Source organism: Telluria sp. BA11, from assembly GCF_056680305.1.
On the sequence record NZ_CM155275.1, the window covers coordinates 1,203,380 to 1,223,598 of the forward strand.

The 20,219-nt window shown below is 63.1% G+C and carries 21 protein-coding genes; 5 read left to right on the plus strand and 16 right to left on the minus strand.

Translation table 11 applies throughout. The features are described 5' to 3' along the window. Window positions 1-118: 118 nt before the first annotated feature. The 10 genes from bamC to AC1MGT_RS05310 form a co-directional block, all read right to left on the minus strand. A complete protein-coding gene (gene bamC, locus AC1MGT_RS05265; RefSeq protein ID WP_499503297.1) occupies window positions 119-1,312 on the minus strand; it encodes an NlpB/DapX family lipoprotein in 1,194 nt (397 codons plus the stop codon). Between the two features lie 40 nt (window positions 1,313-1,352). Further along, window positions 1,353-2,237 carry a 4-hydroxy-tetrahydrodipicolinate synthase gene (dapA, locus tag AC1MGT_RS05270; protein ID WP_499503299.1) on the minus strand — a complete coding sequence of 295 codons (885 nt, stop codon included), beginning with the start codon at window positions 2,235-2,237 and terminating at the stop codon, window positions 1,353-1,355. Window positions 2,238-2,292: 55 nt separating this feature from the next. Continuing rightward, window positions 2,293-2,880 (minus strand): class I SAM-dependent methyltransferase, encoded by a 588-nt coding sequence (locus AC1MGT_RS05275; protein ID WP_499503300.1) that lies wholly within the window; start codon window positions 2,878-2,880, stop codon window positions 2,293-2,295. A 4-nt stretch (window positions 2,881-2,884) separates the two neighbouring features. Then, entirely contained in the window at window positions 2,885-3,538 is a 654-nt protein-coding gene (locus AC1MGT_RS05280; RefSeq protein WP_332531464.1) for a site-2 protease family protein, read from the minus strand. Between the two features lie 81 nt (window positions 3,539-3,619). Then, complete coding sequence (locus AC1MGT_RS05285) at window positions 3,620-4,243, minus strand: L-threonylcarbamoyladenylate synthase (protein WP_183555570.1); 624 nt, start codon at window positions 4,241-4,243, stop codon at window positions 3,620-3,622. Window positions 4,244-4,257: 14 nt separating this feature from the next. Then, the gene (gene htpX, locus AC1MGT_RS05290) at window positions 4,258-5,139 is read right to left on the minus strand and encodes a protease HtpX (protein WP_258835197.1); all 882 of its coding nucleotides are present in this window, start codon (window positions 5,137-5,139) and stop codon (window positions 4,258-4,260) included. An 88-nt stretch (window positions 5,140-5,227) separates the two neighbouring features. Beyond that, window positions 5,228-6,391, minus strand: a complete 1,164-nt coding sequence (locus AC1MGT_RS05295; protein ID WP_499503301.1) for an extracellular catalytic domain type 1 short-chain-length polyhydroxyalkanoate depolymerase — start codon at window positions 6,389-6,391, stop codon at window positions 5,228-5,230. Between the two features lie 11 nt (window positions 6,392-6,402). Beyond that, window positions 6,403-6,819, minus strand: a complete 417-nt coding sequence (locus AC1MGT_RS05300) for a ribbon-helix-helix domain-containing protein (RefSeq protein ID WP_229424778.1) — start codon at window positions 6,817-6,819, stop codon at window positions 6,403-6,405. Window positions 6,820-6,971: 152 nt separating this feature from the next. After that, window positions 6,972-7,805: a 3',5'-nucleoside bisphosphate phosphatase gene (locus AC1MGT_RS05305; RefSeq protein WP_499503302.1), complete on the minus strand. Its 834-nt coding sequence runs from the start codon at window positions 7,803-7,805 to the stop codon at window positions 6,972-6,974. A gap of 42 nt (window positions 7,806-7,847) precedes the next feature. Then, window positions 7,848-8,735: an alpha/beta fold hydrolase gene (locus AC1MGT_RS05310; RefSeq protein WP_499503303.1), complete on the minus strand. Its 888-nt coding sequence runs from the start codon at window positions 8,733-8,735 to the stop codon at window positions 7,848-7,850. 163 nt (window positions 8,736-8,898) lie between these two features. Between AC1MGT_RS05310 and AC1MGT_RS05315 the strand changes: the two genes are divergently transcribed. Together AC1MGT_RS05315 and hslO are read left to right on the plus strand one after the other, a co-directional pair. Continuing rightward, entirely contained in the window at window positions 8,899-9,423 is a 525-nt protein-coding gene (locus tag AC1MGT_RS05315) for a gamma carbonic anhydrase family protein (protein ID WP_499503304.1), read from the plus strand. Between the two features lie 3 nt (window positions 9,424-9,426). Then, window positions 9,427-10,407 carry an Hsp33 family molecular chaperone HslO gene (gene hslO / locus AC1MGT_RS05320; RefSeq protein ID WP_499503305.1) on the plus strand — a complete coding sequence of 327 codons (981 nt, stop codon included), beginning with the start codon at window positions 9,427-9,429 and terminating at the stop codon, window positions 10,405-10,407. Between the two features lie 27 nt (window positions 10,408-10,434). On the opposite strand, the gene AC1MGT_RS05325 is transcribed toward hslO, so the two are convergent. Then, window positions 10,435-10,833 (minus strand): VOC family protein, encoded by a 399-nt coding sequence (locus AC1MGT_RS05325; RefSeq protein WP_499503306.1) that lies wholly within the window; start codon window positions 10,831-10,833, stop codon window positions 10,435-10,437. Between the two features lie 236 nt (window positions 10,834-11,069). On the opposite strand from AC1MGT_RS05325, the gene AC1MGT_RS05330 reads away from it, so the two are divergent. Next, window positions 11,070-11,585, plus strand: coding sequence for a Dps family protein (locus AC1MGT_RS05330; protein WP_183555578.1), 516 nt, complete (start codon window positions 11,070-11,072; stop codon window positions 11,583-11,585). A gap of 184 nt (window positions 11,586-11,769) precedes the next feature. On the opposite strand, the gene AC1MGT_RS05335 is transcribed toward AC1MGT_RS05330, so the two are convergent. From AC1MGT_RS05335 to pyrG, 5 genes are all read right to left on the minus strand, one after another. Further along, entirely contained in the window at window positions 11,770-12,045 is a 276-nt protein-coding gene (locus AC1MGT_RS05335; RefSeq protein WP_258835204.1) for a helix-turn-helix domain-containing transcriptional regulator, read from the minus strand. An 11-nt stretch (window positions 12,046-12,056) separates the two neighbouring features. Beyond that, window positions 12,057-12,416, minus strand: coding sequence for a cell division protein FtsB (gene ftsB / locus AC1MGT_RS05340; RefSeq protein WP_499503307.1), 360 nt, complete (start codon window positions 12,414-12,416; stop codon window positions 12,057-12,059). 74 nt (window positions 12,417-12,490) lie between these two features. Further along, window positions 12,491-13,777 carry a phosphopyruvate hydratase gene (gene eno / locus AC1MGT_RS05345; protein ID WP_499503308.1) on the minus strand — a complete coding sequence of 429 codons (1,287 nt, stop codon included), beginning with the start codon at window positions 13,775-13,777 and terminating at the stop codon, window positions 12,491-12,493. 97 nt (window positions 13,778-13,874) lie between these two features. Further along, window positions 13,875-14,729 carry a 3-deoxy-8-phosphooctulonate synthase gene (gene kdsA / locus AC1MGT_RS05350; RefSeq protein ID WP_343025115.1) on the minus strand — a complete coding sequence of 285 codons (855 nt, stop codon included), beginning with the start codon at window positions 14,727-14,729 and terminating at the stop codon, window positions 13,875-13,877. Beyond that, on the minus strand, window positions 14,726-16,423 hold the full coding sequence (pyrG, locus tag AC1MGT_RS05355) for a CTP synthase (RefSeq protein ID WP_499503309.1): 1,698 nt from the start codon (window positions 16,421-16,423) through the stop codon (window positions 14,726-14,728). Before pyrG ends, kdsA begins: the two co-directional genes overlap by 4 nt. A 288-nt stretch (window positions 16,424-16,711) precedes the next feature. On the opposite strand from pyrG, the gene AC1MGT_RS05360 reads away from it, so the two are divergent. Further along, window positions 16,712-18,499: a methyl-accepting chemotaxis protein gene (locus AC1MGT_RS05360; RefSeq protein WP_499503310.1), complete on the plus strand. Its 1,788-nt coding sequence runs from the start codon at window positions 16,712-16,714 to the stop codon at window positions 18,497-18,499. Window positions 18,500-18,858: 359 nt separating this feature from the next. Beyond that, window positions 18,859-20,214 (plus strand): MFS transporter, encoded by a 1,356-nt coding sequence (locus AC1MGT_RS05365; RefSeq protein WP_499503311.1) that lies wholly within the window; start codon window positions 18,859-18,861, stop codon window positions 20,212-20,214. Window positions 20,215-20,219 lie beyond the last annotated feature (5 nt).

Genomic DNA, 20,219 nt, shown 5'->3' on the forward strand with positions numbered 1-20,219 from the left:
TTTTACGTCTGTTGCTTTCGAACGCGTGGACGGGCAACCCGTCCACCCTACTGGATACCATGACAACAAGCGTAAAAAAACCGGCCACTTGGCCGGTTTCTTGTTGCTGCAACGAGGATTACTTCAGCTCGTTGTTCAGCAGCGTCAGGATCTTGGTCGTCGTCGGCGACGTTTCCGCCTTGCCGTCGTTGGTCTGCACCGACACTTCGCTCACGTTCGCGCCCTGTGCGGCCTTGACCAGCACGCGGTAGCGCTGCGCTTCTTTCGCGTCATCTTCCGACTTGCCGAACGTGAACAGGCGCTTGAAGAAGCCGTACTTGGTCTCGCCTGCATCCGGATCGACATAGCGCACGAAGTAGATGCCCTGCACGCGGTCGCGGTCTTCGACGGTGAACCCGACGCGATCCAGTGCCAGGCCGACACGGCGCCATGCGCGGTCGAAGCCTTCATCGACCTCGACCTTGTCACCCACCAGCTTGGCATGCTGTGGCGCCAGCGGCGCGTTGGCGACCATGGCTTCGGCTGGAGCGACTTCCTTCGCGCCCGTCAGCAGAGCGACGATGCGGCTCAGGTATTGCGACTCCAGGCCCGGATCGTTGGGACGCACGGTCCAGGTCGTGGTTTCGCTCTGTGGGCCGGTCAGGACTTCTTCGGCACCGCGGTGGCTGACCCAGATCTCGGTCGAGCCATCCGGCAGGCGCTCGAGGCGCGTGCGGAACTTGTCGCGCTCGCCGGTCGAGTAGGCGCTGTCGAACACGCGGCCGATGGCACGGCGCACGAAGTCTTGCGGAATCTTCGAGCGGTTCTCGACCCAGGCGGTTTCCATGGTGCCGGTGGTGGCCGACTCGGTCTCGAGCGCGAAGCCCTGCTCTTCCCAGAACTGGCGCAGTTGCGGCCACAGCTGTTCAGGCGTTTGCTTGACCACCAGCCAGCGCTGGTCGCCATTGCGCTGCACGCTGACAGCGTCGGTCGAGATCGGGCCGATCGGCTGGCCGGATGCCGACATACCGGCAACCGACGGCACGCCGCCGGCAGCCGCTGCGGCCTGGCCCTGCTGGAATTCGGATGCGGTGGCAACGCCACGGCCATCCGGAATCGCGTAGCGGTTGTCGCGCTGCAGCTTGGTCAGGTCGGGCGGCACGTCCAGCGGTGCGGCCTTCTTGGTACCCTTGTAGTCGACTTTGTCGCCACTGAAAATCGTGGTGCAGGCTGCCAGGCTGAACGCGATGACCGTGAGCGAGAGCACACGGGCGGCGGCAGGAGCGTTGATCAGGGATGCGCCGTTTGAATTCTTAGTCTTGCGAATAGTCATGTCGTTCGATATCAGGTCAGTAACCCGAACCCTTGCGGATTCAGGATGGGGAATGAACGCCGGCTTCCACCAGGGCGGCACGTACGATCTCGTGGTATTGGGAGGACAGCGGCGCGAGCGGCAGGCGCAGGCCCGCCGGCATCTTGCCCATCTCGGCCAGCGCCCATTTGACGGGCACCGGATTCGGTTCGACGAACAGCCTGGCGTGCAGGCCGAGCACGCGGTTGTTGATCTCGAGCGCGCGTGCGATGTCGCCGTTCATGGCAGCCACACACAGTTCGTGCATTGCGCGCGGCGCCACGTTGGCGGTCACCGAAATATTGCCGGCGCCGCCGCAGAACATCAGCGCCATCGCGGTCGGATCGTCGCCCGAGTACACGGCGAAGGATTTATCGACCATCTTGAGCAGTTCGATGCCGCGCCCGATATTGCCGGTGGCGTCCTTGATGCCGACGATGTTCTCGATCGGCGCCAGACGCGCGACGGTCTCGTTGGCCATGTCGGCCACGGTACGGCCCGGCACGTTGTACAGGATGATCGGCAAGTCGACGGCTTCGGCAATCGTGCGGAAGTGGCGGTACATGCCCTCTTGCGTCGGCCGGTTGTAGTACGGCACGACCTGCAGGGACGCGTCCGCGCCGACGGCTTTCGCATGGCGGGTCAGCGCAATGGCTTCCACGGTCGAATTGCCGCCGGTGCCGGCGATGACAGGGATGCGGCCGGCGACATGGTCGACAGCCAGCTTGACGAGTTCGCAATGCTCTTCCGGCGACAGGGTCGCCGATTCGCCGGTCGTGCCCACGATGACGATCGCGTCGGTACCTTCGGCGATGTGCCAGTCGATCAGCGCGCGCAGGGAATCGCGGTCGACGGTGCCATCTTCGAACATCGGGGTGACGATTGCTACGATACTGCCCTTAATCATAATCTTTGGACCGTGCCATTCATTTAAAAATCTGATTGTAGCGGATAGCCCGCCCCTATGGTTCATTCCTGACCACAATATGGTCGAGCCAGGCCTCGGTTTTGCGGTACGCATGGCCGGCGGCGCACAGGCGCTGCACCTGCGCCGGATGGGGCCGCTCAACGTGGCCATCCTCATACGCCAGCACCTGCAGACCGCCATCATGGGCCAGCGCCAGCAGTTCGCCGGGCGCGAGCAGGAACGCCGGATTCGACGGCTTCCCATAGACCTCGTTGCCTTGCGCGAAGGTTTCGTAGATCAGGATCCCGTCGGGCCGCAGGCTGGCCGCGATCTGCGCAAACAGCGGCCGGTGCAGGTAATTGGTAACGACGATGACGGCAAAGCGCCCTGCTTCGAATGGCCAGCTTGCGCCATCGGCTTCGAGATCGCAGGCCAAGGTCGTCACGCCCTCGCCCGCGCTGGCGGCCAGCGCAGCCGGATTGCGATCAACGGCCAGCACCTGGAAACCTTGCGCCGCGAGCAGGCGCGTGTGGCGCCCGTTGCCACAGGCCAGATCAAGCGCTTCGCCTGGCCTGGCCAGCGGTGCGAAGCGCGCTACCCAGGGCGACGCGGGCAAGGCCGCCATATGTGTGCCGGTGGTCATCGGCTCAGAGCAGGAAGAACGTGAAGGGCGTGGCTGCCAGCTGCACCAGATAACCACCCAGCGCCATCACCGGCGTGAGCCAGTAGCCGACGACCCTGAGCATGACCAGCGCCAGCACGATGAAGAAGCCGTATGGCTCGATGCGGGCAAACGCATAGGCCGCGCGATGCGGCAGCATCGCCGTCACGACCCGGCCACCATCGAGCGGCGGGATCGGGAGCAGGTTGAAGGCCATGATCAAGAGGTTGACGACGATGCCGGCCTGCGCCATCTTGTGCGGGAATTCTTCGCCGACCTGGAAGAATACGAGCAGCACGCCCAGGATCAGCCACAGCACGGCCATGACGAAGTTGGCAAACGGGCCGGCCAGCGATACCCACGCCATATCGCGCTTCGGATTGCGCAGACGCCCGAATTCGACGGGCACCGGTTTGGCATAGCCGAACACGAACGGCGTGAACAGGAACATCAGAACGGGGATCACGATCGTGCCCCAGATGTCGATGTGCACCAGCGGGTTGAGGCTCATGCGCCCCTGCGAATAGGCGGTATTGTCGCCAAAGTACTTGGCGGCGTAGGCGTGGGCGGCTTCGTGCAGCGTGATTGCAAAAAGGACCGGCAGCGCATACACCGCGATGGTGCGAATCGTTTCTTCCATGGGGGCTGATTCTATCAGAGCGCGGCGCGTACTTGACCGGTGGAATACTTAAGGCAGCCTTGCAGGCTGCAGCCCGGTTGATTACAGGCCGAACGCCGCCGGGTCGCCCCTGCCCTCGCGAATCAGCACCGGCTCGGGACCGGTCAGGTCGATCACGGTGGTGGCTTCCAGCATGCCGGCGCCGCCGTCGATGATCAGTTCGATCTGCTTTTCGAGGCGCTCGCGCACTTCATCGGGATCGGACAGCATGTGCTCGTCGCCCGGCAGTTGCAGCGTGGTGCCGATCAGCGGCTCGCCCAGCTCTTCGAGCAGCGCCAGCGTGATGCGGTTTTCGGGCACGCGCAGGCCAATCGTTTTGCGCGATGGATGCGACAGGCGCCGCGGCAGCTCGCGCGTGGCCTCCAGGATCACCGTGTACGGCCCCGGCATCGTGGCCTTGAGCAGGCGGTATTGCGTGTTATCCACGCGCGCATACTGTGCCACCTCGGACAGGTCGCGCACCAGCAGCGTCAGGTGGTGCTTGTCATCGACGCCACGAATGCGGCGCAGCTTCTCGACCGCGTTCTTGTCGTCCAGCCGGCAGACGAGTGCGTATGCGGAATCGGTTGGCAGCGCGACGATGCCGCCGGCGCTGACGATCTGCGCGGCCTGCTTGATCAGGCGCGCTTGCGGGTTTTCAGGGTGGATCTGGAAAAACTGGCCCATGGATGGTGTCCTTGTTATTGGTTAGGCAGCGACTGGAGCGCGGCAATACGCTGCTCCATCGGCGGGTGGGTCGAGAACAGCGCGCCCCAGCCGCCGCCGCTGCCGGAAATGCCCGAGGCCGACATCGCTTTCGGCAGCGCGCCCGGCGCGAAGCCGCCCAGACGGGCCAGCGCGTGCTGCATCGGCACCGGGCTGCCCATCAGCTTGGCGGCGCCGGCGTCGGCGCGGAATTCACGCTGGCGCGAGAACCAGGCCACGATGATCGAGGCCAGCAGGCCGAACAGGATTTCGCAGACCATCACGGTCGCGTAATAGCCAATGCCGGGCGCGTCGCCCTCTTTACGGAACAGCACCTTGTCGACAAAGAAGCCGACCACGCGCGCGAAGAACACGACGAAGGTATTGACCACGCCCTGGATCAGCGTCAGCGTGACCATGTCGCCATTGGCGATGTGGGCGACTTCGTGGCCCAGGACGGCTTCGACTTCATCCTGATTCATGCTTTGCAGCAGCCCAGTAGAAACGGCGACCAGCGCCGAATTCTTGAACGCGCCGGTGGCGAACGCATTTGGCTCGCCATCGTAGACGGCGACTTCGGGCATGCCGATGCCGGCACGTTCGGCCAGGCGGCGCACGGTGTCCACCAGCCATTGCTCGGTGGAGTTGGCCGGTTGCTCGATCACGCGCGCACCGGTCGACCATTTGGCCATCGGTTTGCTGATCAACAGCGAGATGAACGAACCGGTAAAGCCGATGACCAGCGACATCACGGCCAGCGAAGCGAAGTCGATGCCCTGCGCCGAGACGGCGCGGCCAAGACCGAGCACGTTCATGACCAGCGACAGCACCAGGACGACGGCAAGATTGGTGGCGAGGAAAAGAACAATGCGCTTCATGGCAGACAACTCCTGAATTAATGACAGGATGCCAATATTGGGCTGCCTGTCGGAAAATTCAAGGGCACAGTCGCGCGTGCCTGCCGTATCAGCGTTGTGCGCCCAGGAAGAAGCGCAGCATCTCCTTCGACGCCGATGGCCCCGCCGCATCGGTATGCGATCCTGCCGCATTGCCACCGGCCCAGGCATGCCCTGCGCCCTGCACGACCCACTGCTCCGCCATCGCCCGGCCCGCATCATCGCGCCAGACACTGCGGCGGCAACGGCGCCCGCCATGGGCGGCATCGTCGTGGCGCACGCTCAGCGGCGCAGCGTGCAGGCCGGCGTGAGCGCCCACATACTGCTGCAGCACGGCGTCGCCATTGGCCGGCGTCACCACGTGATCGGTGCTGCCATGGAACACGATGACAGGCACTGCTTCGCGCAAGGTGCGCCCCTTGGCCGGCTTCTTCATGGCCTGCAAGCCGGTGATCATGTCGCGCCCGCTACCGGCCGGCAAACCGGAGTGCACGCCCACTGCCGCGAACAGGTCCGGATACTCGGCGCCCAGCACGGCCGCCATCGCCCCGCCCGCCGACATGCCGGCCACAAACACCTGCGCCGGATCGGCGCCGTGTTCCTTGACGATTTGCCGCGTCAGCCCGGCAATGATGCCCGGTTCGCCCGCATCGCGCGCCTGGTGGCCTGACTCGAACCAGTTCCAGCACTGGGTGCGGTTCGACGCGCTGTCCTGCTCCGGATACAGCACGAGGCAGTTGGCTTCTTCGGCCAGCCGGTTCATGCCGGTGCCGAGCGCGAAATCGTCGGGATTCTGCGTGCAGCCGTGCAGCATGACGATCAGCGGGCGCGGCGCGGTCGCCGGTTGCGACGGAATGTACAGCTTGTAGCGGCGGCGGCCGGCGGCGTTTGAAAAGACGCCCGCCGTGAAGGTGCCACCGGCGATGTCGTCCATGACCGCCACATCGTCATCTTGAGGCATGCCAATGCCGACACCGACGCCGGCGGCGCGCATGGCGGCCTGACCCTTGCGCAGCTGGGCTTGCCAATCCGGCGCCGGGTTGATGTCCACAAATGCCGTAGCGTCCTTGCTGGCAGGTGCGGTGCTCTGCCCTTGTCCATGCCCCTGCCCCGGCATCAGGCCGGCCTGCGCCAGCGCTTGCTGGATCGTGGCGGTGGCCGAGGCCACATCCTTGTTCTGCACGAGGCGGGCAGAGGTCATCATCTTGTTCATGAATTGGTCGAGCGATTTCATAGCATTCCAGTCTAGGTAAGGGTGCGATCTGCCAGCGCGGCGCGCACGGCAGGTGATGCAACAAAGGCGCCCAGGACCTGGATCGAAGCGATCGCATTCCGGGCAAGTTCGGGTGATACGTTGTCTTCGATGACCGCGAGGCCCAGCACATGGATATCCAGTTGCTGACCCTCTGCCACCAGTTGTTCGAGTTCCTGCACCGAGTAGCGGTACAGGCCCATCACATAGCGCTTGCGCACGATGGTCTGGCGGATCACGTCGGCATGCTGCGTGAGCAGGTTGCGAATGGCCGTGCGCACCAGATCGGTACGGTTGGAATAGAACCCTTCCTCGACGAGCAAGTCCACCTGGGCCAGGTCGACCAGGCCAACGTTGACCGTGACCTTGTCGCTGTCGGGGAGTTTCTGTTGGGGTAAAACTGCTTTCATTGTGCTCTCCATACGCTGCATATACTCCAATTGGAGTATAAAACGGCTTTTACAAGAGCTAGTCGGCAAATTCTTTATAAAAATAGGAAAGCAAAAGGCGTAACGCGGCCAGCCGCAGAAGCGGCAGCCGTACAGTCAGACGCCAGGGAGGGTTAGAACCAGTCGTGCCAGACCGGCGTCACGCCAGATGGCAATGGGGGCAGTTCGGCGAACTCGACCCGCGATTCGCCGGGCGCGTGGAAGTCGGTGCCGCGCGATGCAAGAAAACCATAACGGCGCGCGACTTCGGCGTAGGTGCCGTACTGGTCCGGCGTGTGGCTGCCGGTGACCACCTCGATGGCAGTGCCGCCCAGCTGGCGGAATTCATCGAACAGTGCGCCCTGGGCCGTGTCGCTGAAGCGGTAGCGGCCCGGATGCGCGATGACGGCGATGCCGCCCGCCCCCTGGATCCAGCCCATTGCTTCGCCGAGCGTGGCCCAGCGATGCGGCACATAACCCGGCTTGCCTTCGGTGAGGAAGCGGCGGAACACGTCGGACGTCGTCGTGCAGACGCCGATCTCGCACAGGTAGCGCGCAAAATGGGTGCGCGACATCAGGTCGGGATTGGCGACGTAGCGCAGCGCGCCTTCATACGGCGTGGGAATGCCGGCCTGCTCGAGCTGCGCCGCCATTTCGCGGGCCCTTTTTTCGCGCCCATTGCGGGTTGCGGCCAGGCCGGCGATCAGCGCAGGGTTGTTTTCATCGACCTGTAGCCCGACGACGTGCACCGTCTCGTTGGCCCAGGTCACCGAAATCTCGACGCCCGCCACGAAACGCATGCCCAGCGTCGTGGCCGCCTGCCGCGCAGCCTTCACGCCGCTGATTTCGTCATGGTCGGTCAGCGCCCATACATTCACGCCACTCTTGCCGGCGTAAGCGGCCACGTCCGCTGGCGCGAGAACGCCGTCGGAAACATTGGAATGGCAGTGCAGGTCGACTTTCAGCATGGAATTTTCAGCAGGCAGGATGGACGCTCCATTGTACGCGCATCAAACTGTCGGTGCAGCGAGGAAGTCTTCGATCATGCGCGCCAGCAATTCGGGCTGATCGTGGTGCAGCATATGCCCCGCCTGCGGCACCATACGCGCCGTGACGTGCTGCAGATACCCCATGCGGCGGTCGACTTCGGCGCGCGCCTGCTCCTTCGCGCCCATCCAGCGCCACATGTCGGTGTCCTCCGCCTCGACCCACAGCACCGGCGCCGTGATGGCCGACCAGGCCGCCATCATTTCGTCGACGTGGTACAGCAGCGGCCCCGTCATCTTGTGCGCCGGATCCCCCAGGATGCGCCACTGGCCGTCGCGGTCCTGCTCGGACCAGTGGGCAGCGAGAAAGCTCGAGCGCTCGTAGGAAAGGCGCGGATTGGTCTTGCGCAGGCGCGCGGCCACCTCGTCGAGGCTCGCATAGCCACGCATCTCGGGTGGCGCGCGCAATTCGTCGAGCCAGTTGGCCAGCCGTTTTGGATACTGCGCCGCCTTCGTGGCCGGCAGGCCGAAACCTTCCAGGTTGATCAGCTTGCCCACGCGGTGGGGCCGCACACCGGCGTACAGGCCAGCGATATTGCCGCCCATGCTGTGGCCGAGCAGGTTCACGGCCTCGTCCGGAGCAAACCGGTCAAGCAGCGCATCGAGGTCGGCCACGTAATCCGGGAACCAGTAAGTATCGGCGCCCGAGCGGTCGCTGTGTCCGAAGCCGCGCCAGTCCGGCGCGATCACGTGCCAGTCGCCCTCCAGGGCATCGACGACGAACTGGAACGAGGCGGCCACGTCCATCCAGCCGTGCAGCATGAACAGCTTGGGCGCGCCCTCGTTCCCCCAATGGCGCACGTGAAGGCGCAGGCCGCGCACGGTGACAAATTCTGAGCGTGAAAGTTTCATGAAGCCTCGAAAAAAGTACGATCGTTCAGGCAATTATATCGCCGGGCCGTTGAATTCGCGCAGCGTGGCCCCATCTGCCGGTCTTCGGGCGATGGCGAAGCCGGCGCTGCCCGGGGCATGGGGCGGTAAAATAGCGCCATTCCAACCTTCTGCGAGCGCATCCATGGCCATTTACCAGCTGGGCGAACATGCACCCGAGATCGATCCGTCGGCGTTTGTCGCCGATTCGGCCACGCTGATCGGCAAGGTCACGCTGGCGGCCAATACGTCGGTGTGGTTCGGGGCCACGCTGCGGGGCGACAACGAACGCATCACCATTGGCGAAGACAGCAATGTGCAGGAAGGCACCGTGATGCACACCGATATGGGCTATCCGCTCGACATCGGCCAGGGCGTGACGATCGGCCACCAGGCCATGCTGCACGGTTGTACGGTCGGCGACGGCTCGCTGATCGGCATCGGTGCGGTGATTCTCAACGGCGCCCGCATCGGCAAGGGTTGCCTGGTCGGCGCCGGCGCGCTGGTCACCGAGAACAAGACATTTCCCGATCACTCACTGATCCTGGGTTCGCCCGCGAAAGTGGTGCGGACACTGACACAAGAAGACCTGCTGCGCCTGCAGGGCAATGCCGCGAGCTATGTCGCGCGAGGCCAGCTATTCAATACACAGCTAAAGAGAATCGGATAAAGAATGACGACACCAGACACCACGCTTGACATCACGCGCACCACCGGCGACACGCTGCAAAAATTCATCTTCGACAACGCCGCCGTGCGCGGCGAGCTGGTCGAGATTTCCGACACCTGGCGCGAGATCCAGGCGCGCCACGGCTACCCGAAAGCGGTGCGCTCGGTGCTGGGCGAGATGGTGGCCGCCTGCGCCCTGCTGTCGGCCAACCTCAAGTTCAACGGCTCGATCGTGATGCAGATTCACGGCGACGGCCCGGTGCGCCTGCTCGTCGTCGAATGCGACGCCGACCTGCGCATGCGCGCCACGGCCAAGCTGGCACCGGACGTCGACGTCACCGACGACGCCACGCTCGGCCAGCTGGTCAATGTGCAGGGCACCGGCCGCTTCGTGATCACGCTCGACCCGCTCGAAAAGATGCCGGGCCAGCAGCCGTACCAGGGCATCGTCCCGCTGGACGGCGACGACGTCGCCACGGTCATCGAAAACTACATGCTGCGTTCGGAGCAGCTCGACACGCGCCTGTGGGTTGCCGCCGACGACAAGGTCGCGCGCGGCATGCTGCTGCAAAAGCTGCCGCGTCACAGCGGTGGCGAAGACCAGACCAAGCAGGCCTCCGAGGCAGAAGACCTGGAAACCTGGAACCGCGCCGCAGCGCTGGGCGGCACGCTCAAGCACGAAGAGCTGCTGTCGACCGACATTTCGACGCTGCTGCACCGCCTGTTCTGGGAAGAGACGATCCGCGTGTTCGACCCGATGCACCCGCAATTCCATTGCAGTTGCAACCGTGAAAAGGTCGGCAACATGCTCAAGATGCTGGGCCAGCAGGAAGTGGAAACGGCGCTGGACGAGCTGGGCGAACTGGGCATCAACTGCGATTTCTGCGGCAAGCACTACTCGTTCGATAAGGTCGATTGCGCGCAGCTGTTTGCCGTCGATACTGCAGCCCAGACGCTGATCCCTCCGAGCGGCAGCACGCACTAAAGCAATGCCGTGACGCGTCGCAGCCCATCAGGGCTGCGGCGCCACCCACACCAGATTCCACAGATGACCATCGAGGTCCTCGAATCCCTGGTCGACCATGAAACCATGGTCTTCCAGCGAATGCGGAATACGGGCGCCCGCAGCGCGCGCCCGGGCGATCAGTCCTTCGAGTTCTTCGCGGCTCTCGCAACTCAGGCAAATAATCACCTCGTTGGCCTGATGCGCCGACGCCACGGGTTTATCGATCAGCGAAGCGAAGAAGGCTTCGGTCATCAGCATGGCGTGGATGCAGTCGTCGACGACGACCATGTAGGCCGTGTTGTCGCTGCTGTATTGCGGCTTGAAGTGAAAGCCAAGGCTGGCAAAGAAGGCCTTGGACCGGTCCAGATCGCTGACCGCAAGGTTGAAGATGACCTGCCTGTTCATGATGCCTCCAGTCTGACAAACGATGGGATCACGCATCTGCACCACTCACCGTGGCGCGCTTTCGTCGACACACCCTCCAAGGTAGCAGCGTTGCGCGCCCCTGTATTGCCCCGATTTCAGAAATTCTCGTGGACTTCAACTTTTCGCGCGAAGTGATAAGCTGATGCTTGTTTGATACTGTTGTATTTTCAGACAGTGGCACCAAATACATCTCACTGACTAACGGAGAAACGCATATGAACATCGATATTGGCATCAACACCGAAGACCGCGCAAAAATCGTCGAATCGCTCTCGACCGTGCTGGCCGACAGCTACATGCTGTACCTCAAGACCCACAACTTCCACTGGAACGTGACCGGTCCGATGTTCCAGACCCTGCACGTGATGTTCCAGGAGCAGTACACCGAACTGTGGACCGCACTGGACGATATCGCCGAGCGTATCCGCGCACTGGGCCACTTCGCACCAGGCACCTACAAGCGTTATGTGGAACTGTCGACCATCACCGAAGAAACCGACGTGCCGTCGGCCAAAGAGATGATCCGTCAACTGGTCGAAGGCCAGGAAGCCGTGATCCGCACCGCGCGCGCCGCCGTGCGTATTGCTGACGAAATCGACGATTTCCCGACCGCCGACATGCTGTCGACCCGCATGGAAGTGCACGAGAAAAATGCATGGATGCTGCGCGCATTCCTGGAGCAAGGCGCAGGCCACGAGCAGGGCGACGCATCGTCGCAGTCGAAAGAGTAAAAACCACTGCGGCCCTTCATGGGCCGCTGTATCGCTGATAAGTTAGCGCAAAAACGTCGTTCCAGCGCAGGCTGGAACCCAAGTAGTTCACGCAGCCGGCAACGTTGAATCAGCCGGTCTGCATGCAAACTTGGGTTCCCGCCTTCGCGGGAACGACGTTTTTTTACGTACGTGGCGAAGCGTCTTACTTGCCGCCACTCATGTGCAGGTCGACCACCTTCATGATCTCGAGGGTCAGGTCCATGTCGAACTCCCCTGCCGTCATCGCCGCCTGCAGCGCGTCGCGCGGCATGCCCACGCTGGCGGCCAGTTCACCCAGGGCGGGCGCTTGCGCCACTGCCTGCAGGGCTGCCGTAATCACGGCGCCATCGCCATCTTCGAACGCTTCGGCCAGGCAGTCTGCGATCGCATCGAGCGAATCGAGGCTGGCGGGATCGATCGGGGTAGTTTCTTCGGTCATGATGATAGGGTTCAGTGTGCGGCAGCGCCAGCTGGCTTGGCGCCCGGTTTCGGCGGTGGCGGTGGTGGCGGCACGGTCATCGATTCGACCGGGATTTCATTCTTGCGCAGCACCTGCACGAAAATCTCGTTCTGCTTGATCATGCCCAGGTCATAGCGCGCACGCTCTTCGACGGCGCCCGTGCCTTCGGTCAGGTCATCGACTTCGGAGTCGAGCTTGCTGTTGCGCGCGGCGAGCTGCTCGGTCTTGATGCGCGTGGTTTCGACCTGGTTCTGCATGTCGGCCACGGACAGCCAGCCGCCTTTGCCAAGCCAGAGGGGATACTGGATCAGCACGAGCAGAACAGCCAGGGCAATCGTGATCAGGCGCATGGTGAAAAACAAAGGAGATGAAAAAGCCGACGCGCGGGTGGGATGATCCCATCCCGCGCGCCGGCCCCAGGGGATTACTTCAGGTTGTAGAACGCGTCACGGCCCGGGTAGCTGGCGATGTCGCCCAGGTCTTCCTCGATGCGCAGCAACTGGTTGTACTTGGCCATGCGGTCCGAACGCGACAGCGAACCGGTCTTGATCTGCAGTGCGTTCAGGCCCACTGCGATATCGGCGATGGTCGAATCTTCGGTTTCACCCGAGCGGTGCGAGATCACGGCGGTGTAGCCGGCGCGCTTGGCCATCTCGATGGCGGCGAACGTTTCGGTCAGCGTGCCGATCTGGTTGATCTTGATGAGGATCGAGTTGGCGATGCCCTTCTGGATGCCCTCTTTCAGGATCTTGGTGTTGGTGACGAACAGGTCGTCCCCCACCAGCTGAACCTTCTTGCCCAGTGCCGCGGTCAGGGTGGCCCAGCCTTCCCAGTCACCTTCGTGCATCGCGTCTTCGATCGAGATGATCGGGTACTTGTCGCACCAGGTCGAGAGCATGTTGGTGAAGTCGGCTGCCGACAGGCTCAGGCCGCCTTCGCCTTCGAGCACGTAACGGCCATCCTTGTAGAACTCGCTGGCGGCGCAATCGAGGCCCAGCGCGATGTCCTTGCCGGCAACGTAACCGGCCTGCTCGATCGCTTCCATGATCAGCTTGATGGCTTCTTCATGGTTGGCCACCGACGGGGCGAAACCGCCTTCGTCGCCGACTGCCGTGTTCAGGCCGCGTGCGTGCAGGATTTTTTTCAGCGTGTGGAACACCTCGGCGCCGTAGCGGATGGCTTCCTTGAACGATGGGGCGCCCACCGGGATGATCATGAATTCCTGGATATCCAGGTTGTTGTCGGCGTGCGCGCCGCCATTGATGACGTTCATCATCGGCACCGGCATCTGCATCGCGCCCGAACCGCCGAAGTAGCGGTACAGCGGCAGGCCCGCTTCTTCGGCGGCGGCCTTGGCCACGGCCATCGACACGGCCAGCATGGCGTTGGCGCCCAGGCGGCTCTTGTTTTCGGTGCCGTCGAGATCGATCAGGGTGCGGTCCAGGAACGCTTGCTCGTTCGCGTCCAGGCCCATGATCGCTTCGGAGATCTCGGTGTTGATATTTTCGCAGGCTTGCAGCACGCCTTTGCCGAAGTAGCGCTTCGGATCGCCGTCACGCAGTTCGATCGCTTCGCGCGAGCCGGTCGATGCGCCCGACGGCACTGCCGCGCGGCCCATCACGCCCGATTCGAGCAGGACGTCACATTCGACGGTAGGGTTACCGCGCGAATCCAGGATTTCGCGGCCGATGATATCAACGATAGCACTCATGTTTCTCAGTCTCCAGAAGGTAGGTAATCTTGGGGGGACCACCGTGCTCCGGGTCCCCCAGGGATACCCGCAACACGGTGCATCCAAACCTGAACGGTTACTTGAAGTCGAATTCCAGGAACGGTGACTTCTTGACGACGCGGTCGATCTCGACCAGCGTCGTCAGGAGCTCCTTCATGCGCGCCAGCGGCACCGCATTCGGACCATCCGACATCGCATTGGCCGGATCCGGGTGCGTTTCCATGAACAGGCCGGCAATACCCGACGCCACGGCGGCGCGCGACAGCACAGGAATGTGCTCGCGCTGGCCGCCCGACGACGTGCCCTGCCCGCCCGGCAGCTGCACCGAGTGGGTCGCATCGAACACCACCGGGCAGTTCGATTCGCGCATGATGGCCAGGCCACGCATGTCCGACACCAGGTTGTTGTAGCCGAACGACGCACCGCGCTCGCAGGCCATGAAGTTATCTTCTTCGAGGCCGGCGTCGCGCGCAGCGGCGCGCGCCTTGTCGATGACGTTCTTCATGTCGCCCGGGGCCAGGAACTGGCCCTTCTTGATATTGACCGGTTTACCCGAACGCGCGCAGGCGTTGATGAAATCGGTCTGGCGGCACAGGAACGCTGGCGTCTGCAGCACGTCGACGATGCTCGCGACATGCGGGATCATCTCGGCATCATGCACGTCGGTCAGCACCGGCACACCGATTTCGCGGCGCACGTCAGCCAGGATCTCGAGACCCTTGTCGATGCCAGGACCGCGGAACGACTTGCCCGACGAGCGATTGGCCTTGTCGAACGACGATTTGTAGATGAACGGAATACCCAGCGCTGCGGTGATTTCCTTGAGCGTACCCGCCGTGTCCATCGCCATCTGGCGCGATTCGATCACGCAGGTGCCGGCGATCAAAAAGATCGGGTGCTCGAGGCCGACGTCGAATCCGGCAAGTTTCATGCTGCGTCTCCTTGGAGTGCTGGTGCAGCCAGTTCAACGTTGGCGGCAGTGTTGGTGTTCGATGCCTGGTGCGTCAGGGCGGCCTTGATGAACGACGTGAACAGCGGGTGGCCGTTGCGCGGCGTCGACTTGAACTCCGGGTGGAACTGCACGCCCATATACCAAGGGTGCGAGTTCGCGCCGGTGCGTGGCAGTTCCATGATTTCGCACAGGTCTTCGTTCGGCGTACGCGCCGACACGGTCAGGCCGGCAGCCTCGACCTTTGGCAGGTAGTGGTTGTTGCCTTCGTAGCGGTGGCGGTGACGCTCGGTGACGACGTTGCCGTAGATTTCAGCGGCCAGCGTGCCCGGGTTGACGGCGCAGGTCTGCGCGCCCAGGCGCATCGTGCCGCCCAGGTTCGAGTTGGTGTCGCGCTTTTCGACCTTGCCGTCGTGGTTCTGCCACTCGGTGATCAGGGCCACGACCGGCTGGTCGGTTTCCGGATCGAACTCGGTCGAGTTGGCGTTGGCCAGGCCCGCCATATTGCGTGCGTACTCGATCAGCGCGACCTGCATGCCGAGGCAAATGCCCAGGTACGGGATCTTGTTTTCGCGGGCATAGCGGGCAGCGGCGATCTTGCCTTCGACACCGCGCTTGCCGAAGCCGCCCGGCACCAGGATCGCATCGTACTTGGCCAGGTGGTCGCAGCCGCGGGTTTCGATTTCTTCGGAATCGAGGTACTCGATGTTGACGCGGCTTTCGGTATGGATGCCAGCGTGGCGCAGCGCTTCGGTCAGCGACTTGTACGACTCGATCAGGTCGACGTACTTGCCGACCATGCCGATCGTGACTTCGTGCTTCGGATTCTCGAGCGTGTGGATCAGCTTGGTCCACATCGACAGGTCGGCTTTTGGTGCTTCCAGGCCGAGCGCCTCGAGGATGATGTCATCCAGGCCCTGGTCGCACAGCACTTGCGGCACCTTGTAGATGGTGTCGACGTCCCACACCGAAATGACGGCCTGCTCTTCGACGTTGGCAAACAGCGAAATCTTGGCGCGCTCGTCGTCCGGGATCGGGCGGTCGGCGCGGCACAGCAGCGCGTTGGGCGAGATGCCGATTTCGCGCAGCTTCTGCACGCTGTGCTGGGTTGGCTTGGTCTTGAGTTCGCCGGCCGAGGCGATGAACGGCACAAGCGTCAGGTGCACGAATGCAGCGCCCTTGCGGCCCGAACGCAGCGACAGCTGGCGCGCCGCTTCGAGGAACGGCAGCGACTCGATGTCGCCGACGGTGCCGCCGATTTCGACCAGCGCCACGTCGACGCCTTCGGCGCCGCGGCGGATGTAATCCTGGATCTCGTTGGTGATGTGCGGGATCACCTGCACGGTCTTGCCGAGGTATTCGCCACGACGTTCCTTGCGGATCACCGATTCATAGATCTGACCCGTGGTGAAATTATTCACCTTTTTCATGCGGGTGCTGATGAAACGCTCGTAGTGGCCAAGGTCGAGGTCAGTCTCGGCGCCGTCGTCGGTGACGAACACTTCGCCGTGCTGGGTTGGACTCATGGTGCCCGGATCGACGTTGATGTACGGATCGAGCTTGAGCATGGTGACTTTGAGACCGCGGCTCTCGAGGATTGCGGCGAGGGAGGCGGCTGCAATCCCTTTGCCCAGGGAAGAGACGACGCCGCCAGTGACGAATACGAATTTGGTCATTGTGCTGATGGTGCCGAACGGCACACGCGGGAAATAGAAATTATACCTTATAGCGGCAAATATCGCCTCATATCAAGGCGTTAACTTCTCTGGCAGCACTGTCGCTGGCCGGTCACAAAACCACCAATTACCACCCATTCTGGGTGCATTTTCATTTCAGTTGGGCAATAATTGTGACAGGCAACTTTAAACTTTAAGTAAATTACAACACCGGTCGAGACAGTCGACGGGTCACCCATCCCCGGTCCTGGGCCGCGCCGCATTCACCTACTTCACGCAGATCAAAACATGGGCAACTTCATCAAACTCAATATCGGAACGCGACTGGCAGCTGGGTTCTTAGTGACTCTCATGATGACGGTCATCATCGCGACCGTTGGCGTCTGGCGGCTGAATCAGGTCGCGCAGGAAACGCAGATCATCCTGGCCGAGCCACTGGCGAAAGAACGCATGATCGCCGAGTGGTACACGCAGATTTTCGCCGCCGTGCGCCGCACCGCCGCCATCGTCAAGAGCAGCGACGGCTCGCTGACCGCCTACTTCAAGGAAGACGCGGCCGCCACCGGCAAGCTGTCGGCCGATCTGGTCAAGAAGATCGAACCGTTGATTACGGGTGACGAGGAAACGGCCCTGTTCAAGTCGGTGATGGAACACCGCGCCGCCTACAGCAAGGCACGCGACGGCGCCATCAAGGCCAAGGCCGAGGGCAATACCGAACTGGCTGAACAGATTCTGAACCAGCAATTCACGCCGGCCGCCAAGGCCTATGAAGGGCGCGTCCGTGACCTGGTCAACCTGCAGCAAAAGCACATCAGCGACAGCGCGGCAATGATTGCCGGCACCGCATCACGGGGCAAGGTCGTCATCGGCTCGCTGGCAGCCGGCGCCCTGCTGCTGGGCGGCGTCTTCGCCTGGCTGCTGACCCGCTCGATCACCGGGCCGCTGCGCCGCGCCGTGCAGGCTGCCGAACAGGTCGCTGCTGGCGACCTGACCGTGCGCATCGACAGCAGCGCCAGCGATGAAACGGGCGCCCTGCTGCGCGCGCTGGGCAACATGAATGCCAGCCTGGCCAGGATCGTCGACGAAGTGCGCACCGGCACCCAGACCATCAGCGGCGCCTCGGGCGAAATCGCCGCCGGCAGCTTCGACCTGTCGAGCCGCACCGAACAGCAGGCTGCAGCGCTGGAAGAAACCGCCGCCTCGATGGAAGAACTGACGGGCACCGTGCGCCAGAATGCCGACAATGCCCGTCAGGCCAACCAGCTGGCGATTGCCGCCTCGAGCGTCGCGACGCAGGCCGGCGCCTCGGTCGACCAGGTCGTCGCCACGATGGGCTCGATCAACGAGTCGTCGCGCAAGATCGTCGACATCATCAGCGTCATCGACGGCATCGCGTTCCAGACCAATATCCTGGCCCTGAACGCTGCCGTGGAAGCAGCACGCGCCGGCGAACAGGGCCGCGGCTTTGCCGTCGTCGCGTCCGAAGTGCGCACGCTGGCGCAACGCTCGGCGGCCGCCGCCAAGGAGATCAAGGGCCTCATCGGCGATTCGGTCGAGAAGGTCGACACGGGCACCAAGCTGGTCGACCAGACCGGCGCGACGATGCGCGAAGTGGTGGACTCGATCCGCCGCGTGACCGACATCATGGGCGAGATCTCGTCGGCCAGCCAGGAGCAGATCACCGGCATCGACCAGGTGAATCAGGCCATGGGCCAGATGGACAACGCCACCCAGCAGAACGCCGCACTGGTCGAGGAAGCCACCGCCGCCACGGCGTCGCTGCAGGATCAGGCCAAGCGCCTGGCGCAGGTGGTCGATGTGTTCAAGCTCGACGCCGCGCACACGACGCCCGTCGTCGCCAGCGCACCGGTCAAGCGTCCGCCACCGGCACGGCCGGCGCTGAGCAAGCCGGCGCCGCGTGCGGCTGCCAAGCCTGTGGTGACGCCTGCAGAGGAGCCGGTCAGCAAACCGGCAGAAAAGCAGCCAGCCAAGCCAGCCAGCAAGCAGATCGGCAAGCCGGTCAACAAGCCGGTCGCTGCTGCGAAGATGAACGAAGCGGAGTGGGAAGAGTTTTAAGCTTCCAGCCACTGCCTGCAAAAACCGCCGTCCCCGCTCCGGGCACGGCGGTTTTTTACATCCTGATCGTATCTTTCAACAACGTCGCACATCCGCACGAAATTTACTAACAAGTTAACACATTTGTGCAAATGTGATACTATTTGGAAAGATCAACTCCGGTCTTCCGTAATGGCGCGGTCACGTGTCGTTGCTTGCCGTTCCCACGGCATGTCACGGGCATCCTTGCCCTGAGTTCCTCTCCGGAACTGCCTTATTACGCGCCTCCGCCGCGCGCACTTCGCCCCTTCCGGGTTGCCCATCGCGTTCATGAACGCCACGATTTTGCAGGTGCTAATTTGTCTCCAACAACAAACCGCATGCCAACGGCATCGCCACATCTTCCAACGGCATCGCCACATCTTCCCTCTTCCCCACCGGGCATCCTTGACAGGCTATGCGAGAAACTCGGGATTCCCCGCTCACTGCTGTGGGGCTTCGTCGGCCTGCTGGTCTTCATGATCGGCGATGGCGTCGAGCTCGGTTACCTGGCGCCTTACCTGGCCCAGAAAAACATGGTCGAAGCCGACATTGCGGTGCTGTTCACCGTGTATGGCGTAACGGTGGCGATCGGTTCCTGGTGTGCCGGTGCGCTGTCGAATATCTGGGGTCCAAAGAAAGTCATGCTGATCGGCGCCGGTATCTGGGTCGTGTTCCAGGTGGTGTTCCTGACGTTCGGCGTCGGGCAGATGAGCTATCCGATGATGCTGGCCGGCTACGCGCTGCGCGGCTTCGGCTATCCGCTGTTCGCCTACGGCTTCCTGGTCTGGATCGTGGCCGCCACGCCGGCCAAGAAACTGGGCCTGGCGATGGGCTGGTTCTGGGTTGCCTATGCAGCCGGCCTGCCGACCCTGGGCGCGCTGGTCGCCAGCTTCTCGGTGCCATTGATCGGTGCGCTGGCCACGTTCTGGCTCTCGCTGATCCTGGTAATTGCCGGCGCCGCGCTGGCCCTGCTGTGCGTGAAGGACGCCGCCGGCACCAGGCGCCTGGCACCAGTTGGTGAAAAGCCGCTGACGTCACTGATGGGCAGCGTCTCGATCATGTGGGAAGAGCCGAAGACCTCGCTCAGCGGCGTGGTGCGTACCATCAACACGGCGTCGATGTTCGGTTTCTTCATCGTGTTGCCGGGCTTCTTCATGGACGTCATCGGCTTCACGCTGGAGCAGTGGCTGCGCCTGGTGACGGTGATTTTTGTCGCCAATATCGCCGGCAACATCATCTCGAGCCGCCTGGCCACCCGCTTCGGCCTGCGCAACACCGTGATCTGGATGGGCGCCGTCGGCAGCGCCATCACGACGCCGCTGTTCTTCTACATGCCGCAGCTGTTCATCGGTAACTTCTACGTCGCCGCGCTGTTCGGCGCGATGTATGGCATGACGCTGGGCGGCTTCGTGCCCCTGTCGGCACTGATGCCGCTGCTGGTGCCGAAAAACCGCGCCGCCGCACTGTCGGTGCTGAGCCTGGGTGCGGGTGCATCGACCTGGGTCGGGCCGGCGATCGTTGCCATCTTCAGCGCATCGCTGGGCGTGGCGGGCATCATCTGGATCTTTGCCGGCCTGTATGCGCTCAGTGCGTTCCTGATGATTCCGCTGCGCGATCCGGAAGAACTGCGTGACGACAAGGTGCCCAAACGTGCTTCGGCGCCGGTCGCGGCGGCACCGGCAGCGGCGCACTGACGGGA